Origin of the sequence: Halomonas hibernica, from assembly GCF_013183775.1 — a bacterium.
In the GTDB taxonomy this organism is placed as follows: Bacteria; Pseudomonadota; Gammaproteobacteria; order Pseudomonadales; family Halomonadaceae; genus Vreelandella; species Vreelandella citrativorans.
On the sequence record NZ_VIFN01000006.1, the window covers coordinates 187,664 to 212,810 of the forward strand.

Annotated in this window: 21 protein-coding genes; 12 read left to right on the top strand and 9 right to left on the bottom strand. The window is 53.6% G+C overall.

Features of this window, described 5'->3' with window-relative positions; genetic code table 11:
- Positions 1–5 precede the first annotated feature (5 nt).
- From FKN99_RS11485 to FKN99_RS11495, 3 genes are all read right to left on the bottom strand, one after another.
- Complete coding sequence (locus FKN99_RS11485; protein WP_172117968.1) at positions 6–1,289, bottom strand: TRAP transporter large permease; 1,284 nt, start codon at positions 1,287–1,289, stop codon at positions 6–8.
- A gap of 3 nt (positions 1,290–1,292) precedes the next feature.
- Positions 1,293–1,886 carry a TRAP transporter small permease gene (locus FKN99_RS11490; protein ID WP_172117969.1) on the bottom strand — a complete coding sequence of 198 codons (594 nt, stop codon included), beginning with the start codon at positions 1,884–1,886 and terminating at the stop codon, positions 1,293–1,295.
- Between the two features lie 106 nt (positions 1,887–1,992).
- Positions 1,993–3,069 carry a TRAP transporter substrate-binding protein gene (locus FKN99_RS11495; RefSeq protein ID WP_172117970.1) on the bottom strand — a complete coding sequence of 359 codons (1,077 nt, stop codon included), beginning with the start codon at positions 3,067–3,069 and terminating at the stop codon, positions 1,993–1,995.
- Between the two features lie 330 nt (positions 3,070–3,399).
- On the opposite strand from FKN99_RS11495, the gene FKN99_RS11500 reads away from it, so the two are divergent.
- From FKN99_RS11500 to FKN99_RS11515, 4 genes are all read left to right on the top strand, one after another.
- Positions 3,400–5,202, top strand: coding sequence for an IlvD/Edd family dehydratase (locus FKN99_RS11500; RefSeq protein WP_172117971.1), 1,803 nt, complete (start codon positions 3,400–3,402; stop codon positions 5,200–5,202).
- A 1-nt stretch (position 5,203) separates the two neighbouring features.
- Complete coding sequence (locus tag FKN99_RS11505; protein ID WP_172117972.1) at positions 5,204–6,148, top strand: DMT family transporter; 945 nt, start codon at positions 5,204–5,206, stop codon at positions 6,146–6,148.
- Positions 6,149–6,179: 31 nt separating this feature from the next.
- Positions 6,180–6,950, top strand: coding sequence for a FadR/GntR family transcriptional regulator (locus FKN99_RS11510; protein WP_172117973.1), 771 nt, complete (start codon positions 6,180–6,182; stop codon positions 6,948–6,950).
- 74 nt (positions 6,951–7,024) lie between these two features.
- Complete coding sequence (locus FKN99_RS11515) at positions 7,025–7,951, top strand: Gfo/Idh/MocA family protein (protein WP_172117974.1); 927 nt, start codon at positions 7,025–7,027, stop codon at positions 7,949–7,951.
- Between the two features lie 59 nt (positions 7,952–8,010).
- On the opposite strand, the gene FKN99_RS11520 is transcribed toward FKN99_RS11515, so the two are convergent.
- The 5 genes from FKN99_RS11520 to FKN99_RS11540 all read right to left on the bottom strand — a co-directional run bounded on the left by FKN99_RS11520 (position 8,011) and on the right by FKN99_RS11540 (position 13,570).
- A complete protein-coding gene (locus tag FKN99_RS11520; RefSeq protein ID WP_172117975.1) occupies positions 8,011–8,919 on the bottom strand; it encodes an NAD(P)-dependent oxidoreductase in 909 nt (302 codons plus the stop codon).
- An 83-nt stretch (positions 8,920–9,002) separates the two neighbouring features.
- Positions 9,003–10,058: an Ldh family oxidoreductase gene (locus tag FKN99_RS11525; protein ID WP_172117976.1), complete on the bottom strand. Its 1,056-nt coding sequence runs from the start codon at positions 10,056–10,058 to the stop codon at positions 9,003–9,005.
- A gap of 38 nt (positions 10,059–10,096) precedes the next feature.
- Positions 10,097–10,975 carry an NAD(P)-dependent oxidoreductase gene (locus FKN99_RS11530; protein WP_172117977.1) on the bottom strand — a complete coding sequence of 293 codons (879 nt, stop codon included), beginning with the start codon at positions 10,973–10,975 and terminating at the stop codon, positions 10,097–10,099.
- Between the two features lie 68 nt (positions 10,976–11,043).
- Positions 11,044–12,012, bottom strand: coding sequence for a GntR family transcriptional regulator (locus FKN99_RS11535; RefSeq protein ID WP_172117978.1), 969 nt, complete (start codon positions 12,010–12,012; stop codon positions 11,044–11,046).
- 28 nt (positions 12,013–12,040) lie between these two features.
- A complete protein-coding gene (locus FKN99_RS11540; RefSeq protein WP_172117979.1) occupies positions 12,041–13,570 on the bottom strand; it encodes a UxaA family hydrolase in 1,530 nt (509 codons plus the stop codon).
- 415 nt (positions 13,571–13,985) lie between these two features.
- On the opposite strand from FKN99_RS11540, the gene FKN99_RS11545 reads away from it, so the two are divergent.
- The 8 genes from FKN99_RS11545 (at position 13,986) to FKN99_RS11580 (ending at position 24,053) form a co-directional block, all read left to right on the top strand.
- Entirely contained in the window at positions 13,986–15,131 is a 1,146-nt protein-coding gene (locus FKN99_RS11545; protein ID WP_172117980.1) for an iron-containing alcohol dehydrogenase, read from the top strand.
- Positions 15,132–15,259: 128 nt separating this feature from the next.
- On the top strand, positions 15,260–16,252 hold the full coding sequence (locus FKN99_RS11550; RefSeq protein ID WP_172117981.1) for a tripartite tricarboxylate transporter substrate binding protein: 993 nt from the start codon (positions 15,260–15,262) through the stop codon (positions 16,250–16,252).
- Positions 16,253–16,518: 266 nt separating this feature from the next.
- The gene (locus FKN99_RS11555) at positions 16,519–17,316 is read left to right on the top strand and encodes an HpcH/HpaI aldolase family protein (protein ID WP_172117982.1); all 798 of its coding nucleotides are present in this window, start codon (positions 16,519–16,521) and stop codon (positions 17,314–17,316) included.
- Positions 17,317–17,383: 67 nt separating this feature from the next.
- Positions 17,384–18,370 carry a Bug family tripartite tricarboxylate transporter substrate binding protein gene (locus FKN99_RS11560; RefSeq protein WP_172117983.1) on the top strand — a complete coding sequence of 329 codons (987 nt, stop codon included), beginning with the start codon at positions 17,384–17,386 and terminating at the stop codon, positions 18,368–18,370.
- 9 nt (positions 18,371–18,379) lie between these two features.
- A complete protein-coding gene (locus FKN99_RS11565) occupies positions 18,380–18,874 on the top strand; it encodes a tripartite tricarboxylate transporter TctB family protein (protein ID WP_172117984.1) in 495 nt (164 codons plus the stop codon).
- Positions 18,862–20,367 carry a tripartite tricarboxylate transporter permease gene (locus tag FKN99_RS11570; protein WP_172117985.1) on the top strand — a complete coding sequence of 502 codons (1,506 nt, stop codon included), beginning with the start codon at positions 18,862–18,864 and terminating at the stop codon, positions 20,365–20,367. The genes FKN99_RS11565 and FKN99_RS11570 overlap by 13 nt, the downstream gene beginning before the upstream one ends.
- Positions 20,368–20,815: 448 nt before the next feature.
- Positions 20,816–22,213: a GntP family permease gene (locus tag FKN99_RS11575; RefSeq protein WP_172117986.1), complete on the top strand. Its 1,398-nt coding sequence runs from the start codon at positions 20,816–20,818 to the stop codon at positions 22,211–22,213.
- 82 nt (positions 22,214–22,295) lie between these two features.
- Entirely contained in the window at positions 22,296–24,053 is a 1,758-nt protein-coding gene (locus tag FKN99_RS11580; RefSeq protein WP_172117987.1) for an IlvD/Edd family dehydratase, read from the top strand.
- A 52-nt stretch (positions 24,054–24,105) separates the two neighbouring features.
- On the opposite strand, the gene FKN99_RS11585 is transcribed toward FKN99_RS11580, so the two are convergent.
- Complete coding sequence (locus FKN99_RS11585; protein ID WP_172117988.1) at positions 24,106–25,068, bottom strand: LysR substrate-binding domain-containing protein; 963 nt, start codon at positions 25,066–25,068, stop codon at positions 24,106–24,108.
- Between the last annotated feature and the right edge of the window lie 79 nt (positions 25,069–25,147).

The following is a 25,147-nucleotide window of genomic DNA, read 5'->3' on the forward strand; positions in this document are numbered from 1 at the left end:
GTCGGTTAGTTGCCGCGCACAGCGGTGAGATCAGGCAGCCACGTCACAATGCCGGGGAAGGCAATCAAGATAAGCAGCACCACCAGCAAGGCGGCGTAGTAGGGCAGCATGGCCTTGACCAACTGCTCCATGGAAACCTTGCCGACCCCACAGCCAACGTATAGGCAGGTGCCTACCGGCGGAGTTAAAAGACCAATACCCAGAATGAACGCCATGAGCACGCCGAAGTAGACCGGATCAACGCCCACCGAGGTGACGATAGGCGTCAGCATTGGCGCCATGATTACCATGGCGGGCGTCAGGTCCATCACAAACCCTACTAGCAGCAATAAGCCCGCAACGATCAACAGCAGTAAGAAGGGATCCTGGGTGATTGACTGGACCTGGGTAACCAGCGTTTGCGGTACCATGTTGATGGTTAGAAACCAGGCGATGACGGTGGCAAAGGCCAGCAGAAGCAAGACCATGCCGGTCAAGCGGGCGGTACGAATCAGCATGCCCCACAGTTCGCGGATGTGGAATTCACGGTAGACCGCTAGCGAGATAAACAGCGAGTAAAGTAGAGCTGCAACGGCGGCCTCGGTGGCGGTAAATACGCCCCCTATAATCCCCCCAATGACAATTACCGGTAGCACCAGAGCAAGCCACGCTGCCTTGAACGCTTGCCACAACACATCGAGACGGAACTTGCGGGTCTGCCCGGCGTGGCCGATGGTGGCCATGATAAAGGTCGTGGCCATTAGCCCAAGGCCAATCAATACCCCTGGCACGATACCGGCGATAAACAGGCGGCTAATCGAGGTTTCGGTCACAATGCCAAATAAAATCAGAGGTATAGACGGCGGAATGATGATGCCGATGACCGAGGAGACAGTATTGATCGCCGTGGCCTGCGGGGCGGTATAGCCCTGCTTGGTCATGGACGGAATCATCATTGCGCCGGTCGCGGCTGTATCGGCCACGGCAGAACCACTAATGCCGCCAAAGAACATTGAGCCGGTAATCGCGACCTGGCCCAGACCACCGCGAACGAAACCGACCAAAGCCCCAGCAAGCTCCATTAAGCGGCGGGCAATGCCGCCGTTGCTCATTACTTCGCCCACTAGAATAAAGAACGGGATGGCCAACAGAGGGAAGCTATTTACCCCACGTATTGACTGCTCAATCATGATGGAGAGAGGAATATCCGAGAGTAGCGCCATCACCACGGCCGCAACGCCCAAACCAAAGGCGATGGGTAAGCCCAAGGCCAGCGACGCGAACAGAATGCCTAAAAAAATCCATAGCATGGTCTAATGGTCTCCATCAGCGGTGGAAATAACGTCCGGCGAGCGTATCTGCAAAATGCTTTGCCAAGCGCGCCAGATGGCTACCGCGGCAATGAAGGCAGCGCAGAGTACCAGCGAGACATTCACGATATTCCATGGCACGCCAAGGATCGCGGTGCGCCCGGAAGCACGTGACATCACCAGAAAGCCACCCCAGACAATGACGCCCATCAACGCGGTGATCACCAGGTGCTGAAACAGATACAGCGCATGGGCGGCGCGTGGTTTTAACCTGCGCACTAAGATATCCACCGCAATATGTTCATAGCGGGCAAATGCCGCCGCAGCTCCCAGGAAAATCAGCCAGATGAACAGCATGCGTGCCAGCTCATCGGCCCAGGGCAGCGAGTGATTCAATACGGCGCGGCCCACCACGTTAGCCGATACCGACACGATGAGCGCTACCAGCAGAGCCGCAATTGTGTGCTCCATTGCCAGTGTTAGCCATCGGAACAGCGCAGGACCACGGCGCTGCTCGGTATCGATCTCCAGCGGCTCGCGCTGAGGGTCATCGAAAAAGGCCGTGGTATCCGGAATAGGAGTATCAGGTGTGTCCATAAGCTCTCCGAAAAGACAGGTAACGACCATGCAAGAGGCGTTGGCCTCTTGCATGGTCTAATCGTGGAAAATGCGCACGAGAGCAATCCGAAGTATCAGCGGATACCTATTGGGCTGCTGTCGACCCGGCGAGCCGCTGGAACTCTGCCACTAAATCTTCACCAATGCGTGGTGCCCACTCGTCATAAACGGGCTGTACAGCTTCCTGGAAAGCTGCGATCTGTTCGTCAGTTAAGCGCGTCACTTGCATGCCACGCTCTTCAAGCTGCTCGCGTGCCCAGTCGTCGTACTCTGCTGAGAGCTGGATTTCATAATCGGCGGCCTGCAGGGCAGCCTCCTGAACCAGCTCCTGATACTCAGGGTCCAGTCGATCCCAGGAGCGCTGGGAGATCATCTTAATAAAGGGGGTATAAACGTGGCGTGTTTCGGAGCCGTAGTCCTGCACTTCATAGAAGTTGGATGTCAGGATGGTGCTCCAGGGGTTTTCCTGGCCATCCACAACGCCCTGCTCCATGGCTGAAAACAGCTCTCCAAACGCCATGGGTGTTGGGTTGGCGCCAAGTGCCTGCCAGATAGCCAGGTGAACGGGGTTTTCCATGGTACGTACTGAAAGGCCGCGGACGTCCAGCCCGGCTACATCTTCCGGCGATGAAACTTCGCGTGCGCTATTAGAAAGCTGGCGGAAGCCGTTTTCAGCAAAGGCCAATGCCTTGATGCCGGTGCCGTCAAACGCATCGAGCATCTCTTGGGCAGCGTCGCTACGCATGGCCTCGATGGCAGCTTCACGAGTAGGGAGCAGGAACGGTAGGTCAAAAACGGCCAACTCTTCAACATAGCCAGTCGCGGGGGAAGAAGAGGGGTAGGTCATGTCCAGCGTGCCGGTTTGGAGCATTTCCATCATCTGCACGTCATCACCGAGCTGGCTGTTGGGGAAGATGTTGACGCTGATTCTTCCTTCGCTACGCTGGTCGAGAATATCCGCAAAGTATTGGCTGGAGATGTACTGAGGCGAGCTTTCGGCCAAGCCAAGCCCCATGCGTAGAGTCACGCTGCCGTGATCGCCTACGACGCCGCCTTCGATCTCGGGTGGGTCAGAAAGGTCGGGCGTTTGCGCGTAAGCCATGCCTGAGCTGAGTAGCGTAGCACCGGTCATTAACAGGGTGCGTTTCCAAAGATAATGCATCGTTATCACTCTCCTGGCGTACTGCAGACCGCTTCGCGAAGAACGTCTTGCAAGCGAGCTGCAACGTGGTTGTTGTTATGTTTGAGCGGCACTTCCCTCGTGGGGTCAGCACCGCAGCCCTGAACTGAATGTCTAACGTTTTGAGTATATGTTCAACATATACTTTTGTATGTATCGACGGCGCTGTAAAGAACGCGTACCGTCATGGCGACCCCCTCTCCTTATGTTTAAAGGAGATTATTGAATTTAATTGAGAATGTTAGTAGACGGTTAAGTGGCTTAGGCACGCCTGCTGACGTTTTACCTTTACTTTAGGCGTGGAGCGTAGCCATGGCCAACCCTCATCGAATAACCCCTGAGCAGTTGCGTTCACGTTACTGGTTCGATAACCCTGATCATCCCGGCACTACGGCGCTGTGTATTGAGCGTTACCTCAATTACGGCATTACGTTGGATGAGTTGACGAGCGGTAAGCCGATTATTGGTATCTGCCAGTCGGGATCTGATTTAACCCCGTGCAACCGTCACCATATTGATCTGGTCAAGCGGGTTAAAGACGGTATTCGCGCGGCGGGTGGCGTGCCGTTCGAGTTCCCCATGCATCCTATCCATGAGAATGTGCGTCGGCCGACCGCAGCGCTGGATCGCAATCTTGCATACTTGGGGTTGGTGGAAGTGCTCCATGGCTATCCGTTAGACGGCGTGGTGCTCACCACCGGCTGTGACAAAACCACCCCCGCTGCGCTGATGGCCGCGGCAACGGTGAATATCCCCGCGATTGTGCTGTCCGGTGGGCCGATGCTTAACGGCTGGCGGGGCGCCGAGCGGGTGGGCTCGGGCACGATTATCTGGGAGCTACGCAAGCGCCTGGCAGCGGGGGATATCGACTACGCAGAATTCCTTTCCCGCGCCAGCGACTCAGCGCCCTCCATTGGCCACTGCAATACCATGGGCACCGCGTCCACCATGAACTCCATGGCTGAGGTATTGGGCATGAGCCTGCCGGGCTCGGCAGTCATCCCCGCGCCCTACAAAGAGCGCGCCATGGCGGCCTATGACACCGGTGTGCGAATCGTCGATATGGTCTGGGAAGACCTGCGCCCGCTGGATATTCTGACTCGTGAAGCGTTTGAGAACGCCATTGTGGCCTGCTCGGCCATGGGCGGCTCGTCCAACGCGCCGGTACATATTAACGCTATCGCCCGTCATGCAGGCATTGAGCTGAATAACGATGACTGGCAGCGCCTGGGCCACGAGATTCCGCTGCTGGCCAACGTGATGCCCGCCGGGGCTTTTCTATGTGAAGAGTTTCACCGCGCGGGGGGCGTGCCGGCAATCCTTCATGAACTCCAGGGGGCCGGCAAGCTGCATAGCGATGCGCTGACGGTGAATGGTCGCTCTCTGGGCGATAATCTGCAGGGCCGGGAAACCCAGGATCCCAATGTGATTTGCCGCTACGCCGAGCCGCTGGTGGCCCATGCAGGGTTTCTTAATCTCAAGGGCAATTTGTTCGATTCCGCGCTGATGAAAACCAGCGTTATCTCTCGAGATTTCCGCGAGCGCTTCTTGAGCGATCCCGGCGACCCTGAAGCCTTTGAAGGCAAGGTGGTGGTGTTTGATGGCTCAGAAGATTATCACGCCCGTATCGACGACCCAGTGTTGAATATCGACGCTCGCACCATTTTAGTGATGCGTGGCGCTGGCCCGGTAGGGCATCCCGGCGGCGCCGAAGTGGTTAATATGCAGCCGCCAGAGGCGTTGATAAAACAAGGGATTGAGTCGCTGCCCTGCCTGGGCGATGGGCGCCAGTCGGGCACATCCGGCTCGCCGTCGATTCTCAACGCGTCTCCGGAAGCGGCCACCGGGGGCGGGCTGGCGCTGCTTGAGAGCGGCGATCGGCTGCGGGTTGATCTTAAGCGTGGCGAGGTGCAACTGCTGATTGACGCCAGTGAGCTGGAAGCCCGCCGCAAGCGTTTGGCCGAGCAGGGCGGCTACCGTTACCCAGGCCACCAGACCCCTTGGCAAGAGATTCAGCGCAGCATGGTCGAGCCGCTGGATCGTGGCATGACATTAGAACCTGCGACCAAGTACCGCGATGTCGCCCGCCAGCATCCGCCCAGGGATAATCACTAGCATGAGCCGCTTTAGTGCTTTATCACATCGCCAGCAGGGGCTGCTGTTGACCGGTGGCGGCGCGATGATCATGGCGCCGGATGCCTTGCTGATCAAGGTAGCCGACCTGCCCGATGCTGAGATACTCATGTGGCGCGGCTTTCTCTCCGCGCTGGGTTTTTTGCTAATCGCCTTGGCGCGCTATGGCCGCGGCACATTGGCGGCCTATCGCCGCTGCGGTTGGACCGGCATCGCCGTGGCGCTGCTGTTCAGTCTGACAACCTGCGGTTTTGTGCTTGGCAATCAGTACACCAAGGCAGGTAACGTGTTGATGATCCTGGCCAGCGCACCATTGATCGCGGCAATTCTCTCCTGGGTCATTCTCAAGGAGCGCTTGCCCCGACGCACTTGGCTTGCGATCTGTTTGTGCATGGCGGGTGTCGCCATGATTGCGTTAGATGACTCGGGCGCAGGCTCGTGGGTAGGCAACGCTTTCGCCTTGGTGACGGCGACGACTCTGGCGATTAACTTTACCCTCTGCCGTACGCGGCCAGGGGTGGATATGAGCCCGATGCTGGTATTCAACGGCCTTATTGTGGGAAGCGTAGCAGGGATTTTCTGGCTGGCGGGCAGCGAGCCATCCTTACCCGCTACGAACCAGCTAGCGGTGGTGGTATTGCTTTGCCTGTTCATTGTGCCTTGCGGCGTCACACTGTTGCAGCGTGGGCCGTTGTATCTGCCTTCCGCTGAAGTCGGCTTGCTGCTGTTGCTGGAAGTCGTGGTGGGCACACTGTTGGCTTGGTGGATTCTGGCGGAACAGCCCGCACCGGTCGCCATGGTGGGCGGCGCCCTGGTGCTTGGCACGTTAAGTGCTAAAGGGCTTTATGAACGGCGGCTGGAGCTGAGGCAGCGCGCCGGGCTTGAAACGACGACACCCGTAACCGTAGACAGGTCAAGTACGTTATGATTGGCTGGAATTGAAATAGGGTCTTATCGCAGTGACATCATCTCTCAGTAAGCCGCTGGCTCGCCCCAGTATCGCTGAATACCTTGCCGAGAAAATCTTCGGCGGATGCTATCGCCCCGGCGACTTTGTGCCGCGTGAACTGGACCTATGTGAACGCTTTTCGCTTAACCGTTCGGCGGTACGTAGCGATCTGCGCCAACTGGTGGAAGCGGGCATTATCGAGCGTATTTCAGGCCACGGCTCTAAGGTGCGTGAGTACTCAGAGTGGCATATTCTCGATGTTCAGGTGACCGACTGGCTTACCCGTTATGCGGCCCCCAATCCCGATATTCAGCGCGAAATTCTCGCGTTTCGCCTGGATGTTGAGCCCTATGTGGCAATGACCGCCGCCAAGCGCGCCAAAGCACGTGATTTAGTGGCCATTGAAGAGGCCTTTGAAGGGCTGGGCCAGAACCTGCGCAATGCGACCTGCCAAGAAGAGCGGCGTTTACACAGCGAGTGTGATATTGCCTTCCACGAGGCGATCTTTAAGGCGACCCACAATATCGTCTGGGCGCAGCTGTCGCATATCCTGCGGCCCTCTATCTACCTGCTGGTCTCGATGTCGAACGAAAGCGCCTCTGATCCGGAAGAGAGCCTGGAGCGTCACCGCCAGCTGATGGAAAGCATCCGGCTGCGTCGCCCTCGCGAGGCGTTTCTAGCGGCCCAAGCGGTATTGGCAGGGACGGCAGAAGCGCTAGGGCTTGAGCATAGCGTCAGCTCATTAGGGCGCAGCGTTGAGCTGCCCCACGCTGCTCCCTGAAACAATTTCTCGTTAAGCTTTCACATTAAAACCTTTTACATTAAAACCTTTCACATCAAAACAAAGGCAAGCACATGTCTGACTTCAATCTCGGCTTAGTGGGAGTGGGCAAAATCGTTCGTGACCAGCACCTTCCGGCGATAGCTACCATTCCGCATTGCCTGCTTGTCGCCACAGCAGATCCTCACGCTACGTTACCGGATGTGCCCAGCTATCAAGACTTGGACGCGATGCTCGATGCCCACCCTGAAATAACCGCCGTGGCAATCTGCACGCCGACGCACCTGCGTTACTCACAGGCGCGCCTGGCGTTGCTGCGTGGCAAGCATGTGCTGCTGGAGAAGCCACCTGGGGCCACACTCAGTGAGGTGGAAAGCTTGATTTCGCTGGCTGCCGAGCAAGGCGTTAGCTTGTTTGCCGCTTGGCACTCACGCTTTGCCCCCGGCGTAGCAAAAGCCAAGCAGTGGCTGTCAGCACGCCAGGTTCAGCGCGTCGAGATCGAGTGGAAAGAAGACGTGCGAGTATGGCACCCAGGTCAGGCGTGGGTATGGCAGCCGGGCGGTATGGGGGTATTTGATCCAGGTATCAACGCGCTTTCGATCGTCACCAGCATTCTTCCTCAGGCGTTTTTTCTGCGCCAGGCACAGTTATGGGTACCGACTAATTGCCAGACCCCAATTGCCGCTGAGCTGTCTTTTGCCGATCCAGATGGTGCCGAGATTGAGGCGGTCTTTGATTTTCGCCAAACCGGCCCACAAACCTGGGATATCCACGTCGCTACGGATAACGGACGTTTGAGCCTGACCCAGGGAGGGCGGCGCCTGATGATTAACGACGAGCTTATAGTGGATGAGGAGGAGCGCGAGTATGCAGGCCTTTATAGCCGCTTTATTGAGCTTGTCGCCAGTGGGCGTAGTGACGTGGATGTAGCGCCACTACGCCAAGTGGCTGACGCATTTTTGTATGGCCACCGCGAGGCTACCGACGCGTTTGTGGAGTGAACGCTGCCAATTCGCGATGGAAAGTTAAGCCGCGATGGCGAGGTAACCTAGGGTTTATCTCAGTGCTTGTTGCCGTCTGAGCCCATACCATTACGCTGCATGCAGCTGTCGTAAGATTGGGGAACGAAGCTCTCTTCCCCCACGTCATTTCGAGCCTGTTTAAGGAACTCACAAAGTGGGGGAAGCATGTCGGATGTTAGCCGGTACTCGGTTAACGTTTCAGCTAGATAACGCATGTCTTTCTCTGCATTTCCAAGGCTGAACTGCAATTTTGTGCACTCTTTCTGCAGCACCCACTCCATAACCGGGGCCAGCATGGCGCTGTTGGCGCCACCCTGAGAACAGATTTCCAGCAATTTATTCTGCGGGACATCCATTCCGGCAGCCATGGTAGCGGCTTCGCTAACCAGTGCCGCCGCACCCAGCGACAGGAAGTTATTGATAAGTTTCAGCTTATGCGCTGACCCGACGGCACCCACATGAAAGATGTTCTCGGCGAAGCTTTCGATGACCGGCGTAATACGCGTAACCGTTGAGGTATCGCCTCCCAGCATGACGTTGAGCCGCCCCTCACGGGCTTCGCGCGGTGTGCGGGCTAACGGCGCATCAACCAGGGTCACTCCGTGCTCTGCGACAGTTTCAGCAAGGCGCTCGGTCGATTCAGGATGAGCCGTAGAGCAGTCGACAATAATCAGCCCTTCATGGGCCCCGGCCATCAAACCATCGGTTCCGGTCACAATTTCGCTAACCTGTTCGGATGTTTTGACGCAGATAAAAACAATATCGCTGTTTTTGGCCATCTCGGCAGCACTTGCAACTTCAACTGCCCCTTCGGCAGAGAGCACCTCTAAAGGCGAGCGATTGCGATGCGCCATAACGCTGAGCGGGTAGCCATTACGCACTATATTGCGGGCCATTTCCTTACCCATTAAGCCGAGCCCGATGAATCCGATACGTTCCTGTTTCATGGTGACCTCCAATCAGTTATTTGATGACGTCCTGGATAACGCTCACTTGTCTGAACTTGACCATAAACCTAAGCAGAAAGCGGTTATTGGCGTGCCTGAGGGAAGGCAACACCTAAACGCTCTGACCAATCGTGAAGCGCTTCGGGAACGCCCTCTGGAAGCGGAACACCTTGTTGTGAGTAGCGCTTATGGAGATCGAGCCCGCGCTCTCCAGGAATGCGTACCTGAGGATCGCCTTCAGCGACGGGATTGTTACGGCACGCATCGGCCAACGCGCCGGTTTCACGCTTGAACGCTTCAAGCCCACCAAAGGCTTCCGGGTCCAGTACCTGCACCATGACCGAAGCCCCCCACTGCGAAGGTGACTGGACGCGCCCGAACCCTGCCAGGCCAGACGTCAAGGCTTCTACCATGAGCCCTAGTGCGTAGCCTTTATGGCCGTGATCTAGCCCGCCGATGGGCATGATGCTGCCTTTGGGCTCGTCGAAAAGTACCTCGGGGCGATCGGTTGCCTGGCCCTGATTGTCTTTAAGCCACGGATAAGGCAAGCGGCTATTTTGCTTGTTAAGCCGCCCGACCATGCCATTGGTGGTAATGGACGTACTGACATCCAAAAGAACAGGGCCTGAATCAGTCGGGTAGCCCACGGCGATAGGGTTGGGCGTATGGGTCGCCACTAACCCGCCATAGGGGGCAACGGATTTGGTCGCCGGGTCGGATGATTCAATCACCACCACGAGGTCTTGATCGGTAGCACGCTTTAGGTAGGCAGCCAGACAGGCAATATGGTTAGAGCGCCGAATCACCACCGTACCGGTACCGCAGGAACGCGCCATGGATTCCGCAGCTTCCATGGCTTTGAGAATCAACCACGGCCCAGGTAAGTAACAGCCATCCCAGGTTTGTACGGCGGCTCGTTGAGAAATCACCTCATAGTCACCAGTGACTGGCATGCGGCCTGACTGTATTTCCTCAAGATAAGGCGCAAGGAGTTGCAGCCCGTGAGTGGTGTGCCCCATCAGGTCGCCTTCGACAAGCATTTCAGCGACGGCATTGGCTTTACCATCATCGAGCCCTGCGGCTAAAAGTAAGTCAGTGCTGAATCGCGTTATTTCCTGAACATCGTAATGTTGGCTCATTGTGTTTATTTTCCCGGCGTTATGGGTGGAAAGAAGGTTTATTGATTGTGGCGCCTGAGCTGGCGTATCAGGGCGCTATGGTCAAGATCACCCTCTCCCTGGGCGATAAGCGCTTCATAAAGCCCGTTGACCAGCGAGGATACCGGCAGCTTCAGCTGCCATTCCTGGGATAAAGCCATGGCAGTCTGGGTGTCTTTCAGTTGCCATTTCGACGGCCCGCCGGGAGCGAAATCTTCCTTGATCATGCGCTGGCCGTGGATACGCAGAACAGTCGAGTCGGCAAAGCCTCCTTCTAGCGCATTCAGCATCTGCGCAGGATCAGCTCCCCCTTGCTCTGCCAGTAATATGGCTTCGGCCACGGTAGCAATGGTGTTGGCCACGATCATCTGATTGGCAAGCTTGACCAGCTCACCGCTGCCCGCAGGGCCAACATGGACCGGTCTGCCGAGCGATAAAAGGATAGGCTCAACGGCTTTAAAGCTTTCAGTATCTCCGCCCGCCATGATGGCCAGAGTGCCGTCAATCGCTCCCTGCTCACCACCGGATACCGGCGCGTCCAAGTAGTGAATCTGATGCTTTGAGGCCTCCTTAGCTTGGCGGCGTGCCGTCTCGACCGGAATAGAACTCATGACGATCAGAGTGGCGCCGGGCTGCATGGCGTTGAGCAGGCCATCTGTACCTAACAGTAATTCATCGCACACCGGACCCGAGCTGAGCATAACGATCACGACCTCGCTTTCGGTGGCTGCCTGTTCAGGCCTTTCTACTGTCTCGATACCTACCGTTTCCAAGCTGTCGGCCTTGCTTCTTGTCCGGTTCCAGGCGCGCACCTGATGACCTGCTTTGGCCAAGCGCCGTGCCATAGGAGCACCCATAATGCCGGTGCCAATAAAGCCGATAGACCGTAACGTTGTCATTATTAGTTCCTCTAACGGTGGGGAGGCTGTTGAACCGCTTTTATTGTTATTGAGGTAATGCTATTGGCTTATCCTCGTAGATAAAGCGGTATTTTAATATCGCCCGATTCTCTGAAATTGATAAGACGTTCAAGTACTTTAGATTCTGAGCGCTCCAAGTGGACCATTAATAATTTTGCAGCCTGGTGAGGCTGTTGCAGACGTATTTTCTCAAATATCCATAAGTGTTCATCAAAAAAAGGATCTTGATCGGGAAGTTTAAGCACCCGCCCAAGTAGGTGTTTGCTGATTAACAAGATAGGATGAGTGCGCTGTAGCATATTCATTACCTCCTGGTTATCACCTAGACTGACGGCGGTGTGATGAAGGTCATTTTCTAACTCATCCAGTAATTCACCTTTAATATCTGGATAACTGTCTGCGGCGTGTTTGAGTTTGGCAATATAGCCGTTGAGTGCACTTTCTGAAATATTGTTGGTGGCACGCGCAATCATGTAAGGCTCTAATTGGCGGCGTGCTTCATAAAGGTTGTGTAGTCGCTTGTCGTCTAAGGGGACTACGCTCCAACTGTTGTATTTAATCTTTTCGACCAGGCCGATGGACTGCAAATGGAGAAGAATTTGATGGGTAACCGTGCGGCTGACATTCAGTGATTTGGAAAGCTGCAGTTCATTAAGTTCAAAGGCGCCCTTGATTGAGCATAGGACAATGTCATGTTCGACGCTGTCGATGTGGGCACGCCAGGACGCGGTACGATCTACTTTGGGGGCATGGCCAAGTTGCTTGAAATCACGCTCGCAGAGGGAGCGACGTACTATCTCACTTGGCGATGCACCCACCAGATAGCCGCGCCCTTCAAAGCGGCAGATATACTGCTCTTCATGCAACCGGCTCAAGGTTTGGCGAACAGGGGAGCGGCTGATACCAAACAGCTCGGCTATATTCCCTTCAAGTAGCACAAGGCCAGGTTCCAGGCGCTTTCCAACAATACCCTGCTTAAGAGCCGTATAGAGCTGATCGCGCAGCGTTTGTGTCATGGTTAGTTAGTTGCCTTTCAATATACGATTAGGTGATGGCACCGACCAGCCAGGGAACGAACTCATTACTACCATAACCCAGTGACTCGCTAGCGCTCATATCGCCTGAGGCAATGGCGATGATACGCTCAAAAATCTGTTCCCCGACGTCTTCTACACTGGCAGTGCCATCGACGATAACGCCACAATTTATATCCATGTCTTCATGCATTTTCTCATACATGGAGGTATTGGTTGCGAGCTTCAGGCAGGGCGCGGGTTTAAAACCTGAAACCGATCCACGTCCGGTAGTAAAACAGACAACCGTTGACCCAGAAGCAATTTGCCCAGTTACAGAAACGGGGTCGTAGCCCGGGCTATCCATAAAGTTAAAGCCACGAGTGGTTATCTTTTCGGCATAGTGCAGCACGTCGTTTAGGCTTGAACTGCCACCTTTCGCAACGGCTCCTAGGGACTTTTCAAGAATCGTCGAAAGCCCGCCTGCTTTATTGCCCGGCGACGGGTTGTTGTTTAATTCAGCACCATTTATTTCGGTGTAATGTTTCCACCATGTAATACGATCAAGCAGTTTTTGCGCGACGTTTTCATTGATAGAGCGGTCTATCAAAAGATTCTCAGCGCCGTAAATCTCGGGAGTTTCTGCAAGGATCACGCTGCCCCCGTGTTGCACGATAAGATCAGCCGCGTGGCCAAGCGCAGGATTCGCCGTAATCCCTGAATAACCGTCTGAGCCGCCGCACTGCAGTGCCACCACTAGGTGCTTTAGGGGTGCAGGTTCACGCCGCATCTGCCCATGCTGAGCAGCCATCTGCATGATGTGATCGCACGCGGTTTTAATACTGGTGCGAGTGCCTCCCGCATCCTGAATATTAAAGTAAGCAAGCCGCGAGGCGTCTTCTAAGCCTTTTTTTGCGACGAGTGTTTTGACCTGGTTGGTCTCACAGCCCAAACCGATAATGAGTACGAAGGCAAAATTGGGATGCTGGGCATAACCGGCGATGACGCGCTCAAGAAAGGAAAAGCCTTCTGAGTCCGTATTCATGGCACAGCCCGAGCCATGGGTGATTGCGACGACGCCATCGAAGCCCATCTGGCTGAGTTCGTCAGACTGATTGAGTGTGTCTGCCGCTGCTTTCGCTACCGTCGCGGAGCAGTTAACGGTCGACAGAATACCAATGTAGTTACGCGTGCCCACGCTACCATCATCACGTTGAAAACCCTGGAAGGTCCGTGAACTACTTGTGGTGTCTGTTTGCGGGTGAGGCTGAAAATCTTTTAATGAGGAATCGAGTTCTATCATGGTGAGGTTGTGGGTGTGCACATGCTCACCGGGTTCTACATCCTGTGCCGCTATCCCAATAAGTTGGCCATATTTATAAATAGCCTCGCCCTTATTGATGTTAGTTAACGCAACTTTATGACCAGCATCGATATTCTCTTTAGCAAGTGTGCCATTTTTATCAATTGGAAACCCGTTGGGTACCGCTTTCGAGGCTACGCCCACGTTATCCCGCGGGTTGAGCTGAATAATAACTGACGGGGAATTAATGAGATCCATTGTTTACCTCAAACTGGTTATTGAGCTTTCGATACAGGAGCCAAGCGCAAGCTCAAAAGCGGTCATTGTAGATGCACTCTAACAAGCAGGCCGCGTACGTCGATTAGACTATCGTTCTATATAATGGACATTGAAGACAATGTTCATTTGACCTAGATTGCTTTCAAAGGTTGAATATTGAACCCCTATGGGAAGGAGTATCGTTAACCAAATGTTGAGTTTTAGCGTACTGGTAGTGATAGGTAGAGTGATGATTTAAAACGATTTTAATTAATATCTTTTCCTGTCACTTTTTCCTATAAGGCATGAGTGGCCAAAAAATCATCAATAAACTATTGTCATGTAGGTATGCTGTATGACACCTTTAAGCAAGATGCATATTTGGTTTCAAGCAAAACAATAATGAGAAATGAAAATGCCCTACATCATCAACTACTTAACAAAAATTCAGTTCGGTGAGAATGCAATTGCGGAGCTAGCGAATGAGCTGCAGTTGCTTAAGGTGAAAAGGCCTTTATTTGTGACTGATAAGGGGCTGAGCAGTACTCCTCTTATTACGCAGGTGATTGAATCTGCAGAGCTTTCTGAAGAGTTTAATGAAAAAGCCTGCGTTTTCGATGGCACGCCTTCCAATCCTACTGAAGCTGCTGTAGAGCAAGCCCTGTCTTTCCTACGAGAAAACCAGTGTGATGGCATCGTAGCCGTGGGCGGTGGCTCCAGCATTGATTTGGCTAAAGCGGTCGCTTTACTTTTTAACCACCCCGCTCCATTACGCCAGTACGCGGCGATTGAGGGTGGGGTCGCTAAGATCAATGCCGATGTGCTGCCGCTGATTGCGGTACCCACCACCGCGGGGACGGGCAGTGAGGTGGGGCGAGCTTCCCTGATTACTATGAACGATGAGCGGAAACTGGGTTTTCTTTCCCCGTATCTGATTCCTTCAGTTGCTATCTGCGACCCACGTTTAACACTCGGTTTACCGCCGTTTCTAACTGCCGCAACGGGCATGGATGCTATCGCTCACTGCGTTGAAACCTTTTTAAGCCCTAAAGTGAACCCTCCTGCTGAAGCGATTGCATTGGACGGCCTGAGGCGCGCAAGTGCCTATCTGGTCGAGGCGGTTGAAAACGGCACTAACTTAACCGCTAGAAATGAAATGATGATGGCGGCTCTGGAAGGTGCCATGGCGTTTCAGAAAGGGTTGGGGGCGGTTCACTCTCTATCCCATGCATTAGGCGGGCTGCATGAGCTAAAACTTCACCACGGCACGCTCAATGCCGTGCTAATGCCGACTGTTCTCAGGTTTAACCAGCGTGATTGCGAGGAAAAATTTGCTCGCCTCAAAGACGCGATGGGGCTTGCTCAGGGGGACGATTTAGCCGAAGCGTTTGTAAAGCTCAATGCTAAGTTGGGAATGCCTTCCAGCCTGAGTGAAATGGGCGTTAGAGAAGAACATTTAGACCAAGTGGCACAGTGGGCATTGGAAGACCACTCTACGGCTACCAACCCACGTGCACCTTCCAGAGAAGACTTTTTCAAGATGCTTAATGAGGCTTTCTAAAAGATAAGGTTTATCGACTTAATAGAAATAAAGGAAGTTTTTGGCAGGATCGCAATAAAGGATGGAACCCGGCAGTTTCAAAAAACCATAATCGAATCCAGGCAGTTAACGACTAAAGGAAAGTGGATATGACAATTACAAACCATTCTCTCAAGATCAAGACACTCCTCGCTTCCAGCGTAGCGGCAGCGGTTCTGGTGGCCTCTGGCGCAGCCCTTGCGGATTATCCAGAACGTCCTATTACGCTGATTGTGCCCTGGGCTGCGGGCGGCGGTACTGATGCGACAGCGCGTACTATCGCCCGTGCACTGGAAGAGGAGCTGGACCAGAACGTTAACGTTGTTAACCGCACCGGGGGCAGTGGCGTTGTTGGTCATACTGCCATGATCAATGCCAAGCCGGATGGCTATACGCTTGGCCTGGCGACCGGTGAAGTGAACATGATGCATTGGCAGGGTTTAACCAACCTTACCTATGAAGACTTTACGCCGATTGCGCAAATCAACTATGACTTCCCCGGCATACAGGTCGCCGCAGACTCCCCTTATGCAAGCCTTGAAGAACTTCTCGACGCTATACGTACTGAGCCTAAAGGCACGTTTACTGCCTCAGGTACCGGTCAAGGCGGTGTTTGGCACTTAGCCTTTGCGGGTTTTTTGATGGATCAGGATATTCCCGCCGACCAGGTGACCTGGATTCCTAGTGAAGGTGCGGCGCCAGCGATGGTAGAGCTGGTATCTGGGGGTATTGATATCGTACCAAGCTCTGTGCCTGAAGCCCGCTCAATGATGGAAGCCGGTCGGGTTAAAAGCTTTGCGGTCATGTCGCCTGAGCGTATACCCAGTTTTCCTGATACTCCCACTACCAACGAGTTAATCGACAGTAGCTATCAAGTGGGCGAGTGGCGAGGTATCGCCGGTCCTAAAGGCATGGACCCAGAGATAGTGGCAACGCTTGAGGCAGCATTAGAAGCTGCTTACAACAGCGATACCTATCAAGAGTTTATGGATCAGCAAGGCTTTGGCACCGAATGGCGTAACGCGGAAGAGTTCGGGCAGCTGATGCAAGAGATGGACAGCGTCTTTGGTGAAATTGTTGAACAGGTTGGCTTAGCTAACTGAGGCACGACTTGGTAGGCGGTTTCTCACAACAGGATCTGTTGTAGAAACCGCCACTACTTAACCATTTCCTGATTTGCCTCGTTTATACGACCCTTGCTTTCCTCCTTTCTCACCGGGAGGAGTGTGTCTTAAACAGGCCGTATTCGCGCTATGGCATAGACGAAGACGTAGCGTTCAAGAAGCCAGCGCTTATAAAACTTGGTCAGTCAATGATGTAGGTGATCTTCAGTCAGTGGTTTTCATCTGCCTTCCAAAGGAGTTAATGCATGCAATTGCCCACTAATCCCTTTAAAAACATGCTGGTCAAGCACGAACCCATGTGGGGTTGCTGGGCTGGCTTTGCGACGGGGTATGCCGCTGAAATAATCGCTAACACCGGGTTCGACTGGCTGCTAATCGATGGTGAGCATGCCCCGAATACGGTACCCACTATTCTGGCCCAACTGCAGGCCGTGGCACCTTACTCATCTGCCCCCGTTGTGCGTAGCGTTAATCATGACCCTGCGTTGATCAAGCAGCTACTGGATATAGGTACGCAAACATTGATGGTGCCGATGGTGGAAAGTGCTGATCAAGCGGCCGCCTTGGTACGGGCAACGCGGTACCCGCCGCGTGGCATACGCGGTGTGGGCGGCGGGCTGGTGCGTGCAACCCGATGGGATGGCGTGGATGACTACCTGAACAAGGCGCATGAGTCGCTTTGTCTGATTGTCCAGGTTGAGTCACCTAAAGGTGTTGAGCAGGCAGAAGCCATTGCCGCCACTGACGGCGTCGATGCGGTTTTTGTTGGTCCGGCAGATCTTTCGGTGGGAATGGGGTATCCCGGCAATCCTGGCCACCCCGATGTCCAGAGCGCGATACAGAAAGTGATTAACACAGTTCATGCGGCAGGCAAGCCGGTAGGGATTTTGGCGCCGTTAGAGGAGGATGCACGTCGCTACCAGGCGTTAGGCTGTCAATTTATTGCGGTGGGTATTGATATCAGCCTGCTCCGTCAGGGAGCGCTGGCAACGCTTGCTCGCTATAAAGAGCTGCCACCTCAGCCGTCAACCAGAACGTACTGATATAAGGCGCTTTAAGGCATCTTAGCCACTATAAAACGTAGGTAAGCAATTACCAGAGGAAGTAAACATGATAATTACAAACCGTTCTCTTAAGACGCTCTGTATTTCAAGTTTAGCGGCAGTTGTGATGGTGACCTCTGGCTCAGCTCTGGCGGATTATCCAGAACGCCCCATCACGCTGATTGTGCCTTGGGCTGCAGGTGGCGGTACTGATGCAACAGCGCGGACCATTGCCCGCGCCTTGGAGGAGGAGTTGGGTCAGAACGTCAACGTGGTGAATCGTACCGGCGGCAGCGGCGTGGTTGGGCATACCGCCATACTTAACGCAGCACCTGACGGCTACACGCTCGGCTTAGCCACTGTTGAAGTTAACACTATGCATTGGCAAGGCTTGACAGAGCTTACCTACGAAGACTTCACGCCCATCGCGCAAATCAACTACGACTCCCCGGGTCTCCAGGTCGCCGCTGATTCTTCATACGAGAGTCTGGATGCGTTGCTGGAGGTTGTTCGTACTGAGCCGAAAGGTAGCTTTACCGCTTCGGGAACCGGGCAGGGGGGGATCTGGCATCTGGCCTTTACAGGCTTTTTGATGGACCAGGACATTCCCGCCGATCAGGTTATCTGGATCCCCAGCGAAGGTTCGGCGCCCGCGATGATGGAGCTGGCATCTGGAGGGATCGATATTGTTTCTACGTCGGTGCCTGAGGCTCGTTCGATGATGGATGCAGGACGTGTAAAAAGTTTTGCCGTCATGGCTGCAGAGCGTCTTTCAGCCTTCCCCGATATTCCTACCGCCAACGAACTAGTGGGTAGTGACTACCAAGTAGGTGCGTGGCGAGGCATCGTCGGTCCCCAAGGGATGGACCCAGAGGTTGTCGCAACGCTTGAGTCAGCTCTCGAGGCTGCTTATCAAAGCGATACGTACCAGGATTTCATGACACAGAGAGGGTTTGGAACCGAGTGGCGCAATGCGGAAGAATTTGGCCAAATGATGGAAGAGATGGACGGTATTCTCGGTGAAATTGTTGAACAAGTTGGCTTGGCTAACTAAGGAATGACAATGAGAGATGTTTTCGCCGGCCTAGGATTTATGATTGCAGGGGTTGTGACGATTATCACAGCCCAGCAATTTCCTACTCTACCCAGCCTTCAGTATGGGCCTTCTCTGTTCCCCTCTCTCGTTGGAGGGGGATTTTGCATCGGCGGCGCGGTACTTACCTTAAATGCGCTATGGCAGAGACGAAAAGCGGCTGCTCAAGAAATACAGGATGATCCGACATTCGCTACCCCGCCGTCTGAAAAAATAAGCTGGGCGATGGTGCTGCCCCCCATAGCGATCGTTTTTTATATCCTGGCAAGCGATTACCTGGGGGCAATGCTTACCATAATGATCATTATGTTTTTGCTCATGTTATTGAGAAAAACAAGGGTTTACGTGGCTCTGGTAACCTCGGTGGTTATGTCATCCGCCATTTACTTTATTTTCTCGCACTATTTGCTTATCCCATTGCCGCAAGGGATTTTATTAGGGGGTAGCCTGCCATGGATATCTTGATGAATGGAGTGGGGCTGGTTTTAAATGTTGATACCATCTTGGTTATCTTGGCAGCTTCATTATTCGGCATATTTGTTGGTGCCGTGCCTGGGCTTACGGCAACAATGGCTGTCGCACTATTAGTCCCTTTAACCTTCTATATGGACACTATTCCCGCTATTGCTGCCATTGTAACCACATCGGCCATGGCAATATTTGCGGGAGATATTCCCGGTACGTATCTCAATATACCAGGCACACCTGCCTCTGCTGCCTATGTAGGTGAATCACATGCGTTAGCGAAAAAGGGCAGGGCAAGGGAAGCACTGGGTATTAATCTGGTCTGCTCCGTTTTTGGCGGTATTTTTGGCACCATCATTTTGATTGTCGTTGCTCAGTCACTTGCGGAAGTAGCGCTCAAGTTCAGTGCGTTTGAATACTTTTGGCTCGCGGTATTGGGGCTAAGCTGCTCAATTTTTATTTCTGTAGGCTCTAGAACAAAAGCATTTCTGTCACTGCTGTTTGGCGTCCTGCTATCAACGGTAGGGCTAGATATGATGAGTGGTGCTCCTCGCTTCACATTTGGAGTGCCCGATCTTATGGCTGGCGTTAACTTCATACCCGTTATGATCGGTATGTTTGCCCTCAATGAACTGATGAGTTACTACGGATCAAAATCCGAGAACAAAACCATCAGCGTTGTTGATAAGGATAGTGTTTTCCACAATGTGCCGAGACACATTAAACGTTATTGGCGCAATATGGTGCGTGGCAGCTCAATCGGCACAATGATTGGCGCGCTACCCGGTGCGGGTGCGGATATCGCCGCCTGGATCTCTTATGGTGTGGGAAAAGGCAGGTCAAAAGACAGTTCCAAATATGGTACCGGTAATATCGAGGGCATTGTCGATGCCAGCTCGGCCAATAATTCCGGGATCAGTGGCGCATGGGTGCCCGCTCTGGTCTTCGGGATTCCCGGCGACTCCATTACCGCTATCGTGATTGGCGTTTTATATATGAAGGGGATGAACCCCGGCCCCACCATTTTTATGGATGGGAGTGGCCTAATCTATGCACTTTTCATTGTGTTTATATTGGCTAATTTGATGATGCTACCTGTTGGATATATAGCCATTAGATTGTCAAAACTTTTCATCCTTACACCCAGTCGAGTATTGATGCCCATTATATTGTGCTTTTGCATTGTGGGTGCTTTCGCTATCAACAATAGCGTTGTGGATATCTGGTTAATGCTCATCGTTGGCTTAGTGGCCTATTTGCTTGCCGTCAATGACTTCCCTATGGCGCCCGCCATACTCGGTTTGGTACTGGGCTCCGTTGTTGAAAACAACTTTATGAGCGCCATGTTGCGAACCGGTGGCGACCTGACCAGCTTCTTTGCAAGGCCCATCAGTGCCGGGCTTGGCATTGCGGTCATCTTGCTGTGGTGCTCACCTTTGTTGATTAAAGCCTATCGCTATCAGAAGCGTAAATCTGAAAGGGCATCAGCATGATCTGCATTAATAAAGCACGGGGTAGCTTGCTGAAAACTTCCTCATAAACGCTTGTTTACGCCGCCATCGTGCTTGCCGGAAACCGTGGTGGCGTACGTTCAATATTTCCCAAGCCTTGGTGCATGGCAAACCCTGATACTTAAGCGTGCTTCCATAGCCTGCTTAATCGCCTACTACTCTTTGACTATGCTCAAGGCAGCATAACTCCGTGATGTAAAGGCATTAATTTATTCTCGGTCTGGGGCAACTTTAGTCTCACCTAACAATGTCTGGCCTCTTCGGCTATGTCCCATAAATCAGGCTTTATCCCTCGTTTGATAACTAAAATGATATTGATTTTAGAGGGTTCATATATTTGTTGGTTATCAATTAGCTGCTTATAGTGCGTTTGCTTTGTATAGCTGCGATATATCGCAGCATGAATAACGACAAACCTTAGGAAAACGCCATGTTAGAAACCACTCAAACATTGGGGGCTTCTACCCTTGCCCTGATGCTGATAGCAGCTTCTGCCATCGTTATTTTGTTGGTATTGATCATCAGGGTACGTCTTCATCCATTTTTCGCGCTGGTGATCGTGAGTATTGGTACTGCGCTAGCGACGGGTATCACAGGGGAAGATTTAGTTCCAACGCTCTTGGGTGGTTTTGGTAACACCTTAGGCAATGTTGCGCTATTGATTGGCTTTGGTGCAGTACTGGGGCGAATCGTTGCTGTCTCAGGGGGCGCCCAGGTATTATCAGATACCTTGATTCGTTTATTCGGCCATAGCCGAGCACCCTTGGGCTTATCAATTGCGTGCTTGCTATTTGGCTTCCCCATCTTTCTTGATGCGGCTTTCGTCGTCATGCTGCCGGTTATTTATTCCGTGGCAAGAGAGCTTAAAGCATCGCTATTGCTATACGGCTTACCGGCGGCAGGTGCCTTTTTGGTCATGCATGCGCTGGTACCGCCACATCCAGGGCCGGTAGCCGCGGCAGTTTTCCTTCAGGTTGATATTGGGAAAGTACTGTTTATTGCGCTGCTGGTCGGTTTACCTACCTGGTATTTGATGGGCTACCGTCTATCGCTTGTACTCGCTAACCGTATGCCGTTTCAACCCGTCCCCAGCCTGATGGGCGAAAGTAATGAAGAGATGCCTGTCGATAAACGCCCGGCATTTCGTACCGTACTTTTAGTGTTGTTATTGCCACTCGTACTCATCTTCCTCAATACCGGTCTTACAACGCTGTCTGAAGGTGGAGTCGTTGATGCTGAAAACCCGATCTTGCAAGGCTTGATATTGATCGGTGAAACACCGATTGCCATGTTGATCAGCACATGTGTCGCGATGTGGTTGCTGGTCATTAGATCGTCAGCGCGCAAGGCCATTGGCTCTATTAATGAAACCGTTGAAAAAGCGCTTTCGCCCGTTTGCAGCATTATTCTTATTACCGGTGCTGGGGGAATGTTCGGTGGCGTACTAACCGCGAGCGGTATCGGTGATGCGTTAGCGGCGAGCCTTCAAAACTATGGCTTGCCTATTATCCTGGCAGGCTACGTCATCGCTTCGGTCATCCGTATTGCGCAGGGCTCTGCGACCGTCGCAGGAACTACTGCTGCGGGCATCATGGCCCCCGTCGTGTTGGCTGACCCTTCTCTTTCAGGATTAGCGACAGCCTGTATTGCGGTGGCAATCGTTGCTGGCGCAATCGGCTACTCCCATGTCAACGATTCAGGGTTCTGGTTAGTGGGGCGTTTTCTAGGTGTCGATACTAAAACCATGCTTAAAACCTGGACGGTGATTTCGATTGGCATATCACTAATGGCCTTCGGCTTATCCTGGCTGGTATTCACTCTGGTTTAACTAATCATCTGATTCAGGTCGTGTGTTTTTACGGTAACGACAAAAGACTTAGTGACTGGCAACGAGTGGTAAAGGAGAGATAATGAGCGATGCATCTAAAGAAAATAAACCTTATCTACGTTCAGCCCAGTGGTTTGGCACTGCCGACAAGAACGGTTTTATGTACCGCAGCTGGATGAAAAACCAAGGGATTCCCGACCACGAGTTTCAGGGTAAGCCGATCATCGGTATCTGCAATACCTGGTCGGAACTCACGCCCTGCAACGCCCACTTTCGCAAGCTGGCTGAGCATGTGAAGAAAGGGGTATTAGAGGCGGGAGGCTACCCAGTCGAATTTCCGGTGTTCTCCAACGGCGAATCGAACCTGCGCCCCACTGCGATGTTTACCCGCAACCTGGCGAGTATGGATGTAGAAGAAGCTATTCGTGGCAACCCGATTGATGCAGTGGTACTGCTGGTCGGCTGTGATAAAACCACTCCGGCACTATTAATGGGCGCGGCGAGCTGCGATATCCCCACTATCGTGGTCACCGGCGGGCCGATGCTCAACGGTAAGCACAAGGGCAAGGACATCGGTTCGGGCACTGTGGTCTGGCAACTTTCTGAGCAGGTCAAGGCCGGTGAGATTTCGCTGCACGACTTTATGGCCGCTGAGGCGGGCATGTCACGCTCGGCAGGAACCTGTAACACCATGGGTACCGCCTCCACCATGGCTTGCATGGCTGAGTCATTAGGCACTTCGCTACCCCACAACGCCGCGATTCCGGCGGTGGATTCGCGCCGCTACGTGCTCGCCCACCTCTCGGGCAACCGGATTGTCGAGATGGTCAATGAAGACTTGAGACTCTCCAAAATACTAACTAAAGAAGCCTTTGATAACGCCATCCGCACCAACGCCGCCATAGGCGGCTCGACCAACGCCGTGATTCACCTCAAGGCCATCGCCGGGCGGATTGGGGTCGATCTTCAATTAGATGACTGGAGCCGGGTAGGACGTGGTACGCCTACGGTGGTCGATCTGCAGCCTTCAGGGCACTTCTTGATGGAGGAGTTCTACTACGCGGGGGGCCTGCCCGCCGTGCTCAAACGCCTGGGTGAGGCGGATCGCTTACCCTTTAAGGATGCATTAACCGTCAACGGCAAAACCCTGTGGGAAAACGTCAAGGACGCCCCGCTGTATAACGACGAGGTCATCCGCCCGCTGGATAATCCGCTCACCGCAGATGGCGGGATTTGCGTACTGCGTGGCAACCTGGCGCCGAATGGCGCGGTATTAAAGCCCTCCGCGGCAACCGCCGAGTTGATGCAACATCGTGGTCGTGCGGTTGTGTTTGAAGACTTCGACGATTACAAGGCACGCATCAACGACCCGGACCTGGACGTTGAAGCCAACGATATTCTGGTCATGAAGCACTGCGGGCCACGCGGCTATCACGGCATGGCGGAAGTCGGCAATATGGGCCTGCCGCCCAAGATCCTTGCCCAGGGGGTGACCGATATGGTGCGTATCTCCGACGCCCGGATGAGCGGCACCGCCTATGGCACCGTAGTGCTGCATGTGGCCCCGGAAGCCGCGGCGGGTGGTCCGTTAGCCGCGGTACGCAACGGCGATATGATCGAACTCGACTGCGCCAGCGGGCGGCTGCATCTGGATATTAGCGACGCCGAACTTACCGCACGCCTGGCCGAAAGTGACCCGACAGAAGCCTCAACGCTAATCGCAAGTCAGGGCGGCTACCGCCAGCTTTATATCGAGCATGTGCTACAGGCGGATGAGGGCTGTGACTTTGACTTCCTGGTCGGCTGTCGGGGTTCGGAAGTGCCGCGGCACTCACACTAAGTCTAAGTGCTAAGGTCAAGCGCTAAGACCAGGCACAGATAGCTGGCTCCGTTTACCGATGGCTATTTTTCAGTTGAGCATTGTGGGCGATTATTTCGCGCAGAGTGCTCATCAGTACTGCAGCCCCCGGCGAGAGCCGCTGGTGGCGTAAGCTGACCAGACCATAAGGCTGTACGCTGAGCGTTTCACTGAATGGGAGGAGATGAAAGCGCTGAGGGGCGCAAAGCAGGTCCGCCGTTTCGCGTGTGGTCACCGTAATGGTGTTGGATTTATCGACCAGTGCTAAAGATACAAATACATCCGCGGTGTCGACGACCTGACTTGGCGGTGCTACCTGATGATGTAAAAACAGACTATCTACCCGTTGACGCATCAGCGCGCCGGGTGGCTGTAAAGACCACGGGTAGGCGGCCATATCAGTGAGGCTCAGTGGAGTTTTGCCCGCTAGCGGATGCCCTTCTCGACACACAAAGCACAGCTCTTCTTCGCCAATTTCTTCAAATACGAAGCGCTCTACATCCACGCCTGATGGGATACGCGTAATGGCGAAATCCAGCTCACCTTCCAGCAAACGTGGCACCAGCGCTTTGCTGACATCCACATCCACACTGATTTTAAGCCCCGGCCGGTCTCTATGTACCCGCTCGATAGCGCTGGTGAGTAGCGTAACGGCGGGTGCCATGACTGTTCCCACTGCCACGGTGCCCATATTTCCGTCGCGTAAGGCGGTTAACTCCTCACCGGTATGCCGCAATGCCGACAGCACGCTATGCGCGTGGCGAATCATGATTTCGCCATACCAGTTGGGTGTTAAACCACGTGGGTGGCGCTCGAAAAGGCGAATCCCCAGCTTGGCTTCCAGGTCGCTGAGCAGTTTTGAGGCTGCGGGCTGGCTCATGTTGAGTTGGGCAGCGGCACGATGCAGGTTGCGGTGCTCGTCAAGCGCCAAAAATAGCTGAAAATGACGCAACTTTAGTCGAGCGTTGAGAAACCAGTTACTGTCAAGAACGCTCATGGAATAAGCCTTTCAGTGCTTTTGATAACAATAAGTGTATCGGAATTAACGTGTTCCTATATTGGTTAGTTATCTAAGA

What these genes read in the sequence shown, in the direction of transcription:
- FKN99_RS11485 (WP_172117968.1), bottom strand. Translation starts at nt 1,289, where the DNA reads ATGCTATGGATTTTTTTAGGCATTCTGTTCGCGTCGCTGGCCTTGGGC.
- FKN99_RS11490 (WP_172117969.1), bottom strand. Translation starts at nt 1,886, where the DNA reads ATGGACACACCTGATACTCCTATTCCGGATACCACGGCCTTTTTCGAT.
- FKN99_RS11495 (WP_172117970.1), bottom strand. Translation starts at nt 3,069, where the DNA reads ATGCATTATCTTTGGAAACGCACCCTGTTAATGACCGGTGCTACGCTA.
- FKN99_RS11500 (WP_172117971.1), top strand. Translation starts at nt 3,400, where the DNA reads ATGGCCAACCCTCATCGAATAACCCCTGAGCAGTTGCGTTCACGTTAC.
- FKN99_RS11505 (WP_172117972.1), top strand. Translation starts at nt 5,204, where the DNA reads ATGAGCCGCTTTAGTGCTTTATCACATCGCCAGCAGGGGCTGCTGTTG.
- FKN99_RS11515 (WP_172117974.1), top strand. Translation starts at nt 7,025, where the DNA reads ATGTCTGACTTCAATCTCGGCTTAGTGGGAGTGGGCAAAATCGTTCGT.
- FKN99_RS11520 (WP_172117975.1), bottom strand. Translation starts at nt 8,919, where the DNA reads ATGAAACAGGAACGTATCGGATTCATCGGGCTCGGCTTAATGGGTAAG.
- FKN99_RS11525 (WP_172117976.1), bottom strand. Translation starts at nt 10,058, where the DNA reads ATGAGCCAACATTACGATGTTCAGGAAATAACGCGATTCAGCACTGAC.
- FKN99_RS11530 (WP_172117977.1), bottom strand. Translation starts at nt 10,975, where the DNA reads ATGACAACGTTACGGTCTATCGGCTTTATTGGCACCGGCATTATGGGT.
- FKN99_RS11535 (WP_172117978.1), bottom strand. Translation starts at nt 12,012, where the DNA reads ATGACACAAACGCTGCGCGATCAGCTCTATACGGCTCTTAAGCAGGGT.
- FKN99_RS11540 (WP_172117979.1), bottom strand. Translation starts at nt 13,570, where the DNA reads ATGGATCTCATTAATTCCCCGTCAGTTATTATTCAGCTCAACCCGCGG.
- FKN99_RS11545 (WP_172117980.1), top strand. Translation starts at nt 13,986, where the DNA reads ATGCCCTACATCATCAACTACTTAACAAAAATTCAGTTCGGTGAGAAT.
- FKN99_RS11550 (WP_172117981.1), top strand. Translation starts at nt 15,260, where the DNA reads ATGACAATTACAAACCATTCTCTCAAGATCAAGACACTCCTCGCTTCC.
- FKN99_RS11555 (WP_172117982.1), top strand. Translation starts at nt 16,519, where the DNA reads ATGCAATTGCCCACTAATCCCTTTAAAAACATGCTGGTCAAGCACGAA.
- FKN99_RS11560 (WP_172117983.1), top strand. Translation starts at nt 17,384, where the DNA reads ATGATAATTACAAACCGTTCTCTTAAGACGCTCTGTATTTCAAGTTTA.
- FKN99_RS11565 (WP_172117984.1), top strand. Translation starts at nt 18,380, where the DNA reads ATGAGAGATGTTTTCGCCGGCCTAGGATTTATGATTGCAGGGGTTGTG.
- FKN99_RS11570 (WP_172117985.1), top strand. Translation starts at nt 18,862, where the DNA reads ATGGATATCTTGATGAATGGAGTGGGGCTGGTTTTAAATGTTGATACC.
- FKN99_RS11575 (WP_172117986.1), top strand. Translation starts at nt 20,816, where the DNA reads ATGTTAGAAACCACTCAAACATTGGGGGCTTCTACCCTTGCCCTGATG.
- FKN99_RS11580 (WP_172117987.1), top strand. Translation starts at nt 22,296, where the DNA reads ATGAGCGATGCATCTAAAGAAAATAAACCTTATCTACGTTCAGCCCAG.
- FKN99_RS11585 (WP_172117988.1), bottom strand. Translation starts at nt 25,068, where the DNA reads ATGAGCGTTCTTGACAGTAACTGGTTTCTCAACGCTCGACTAAAGTTG.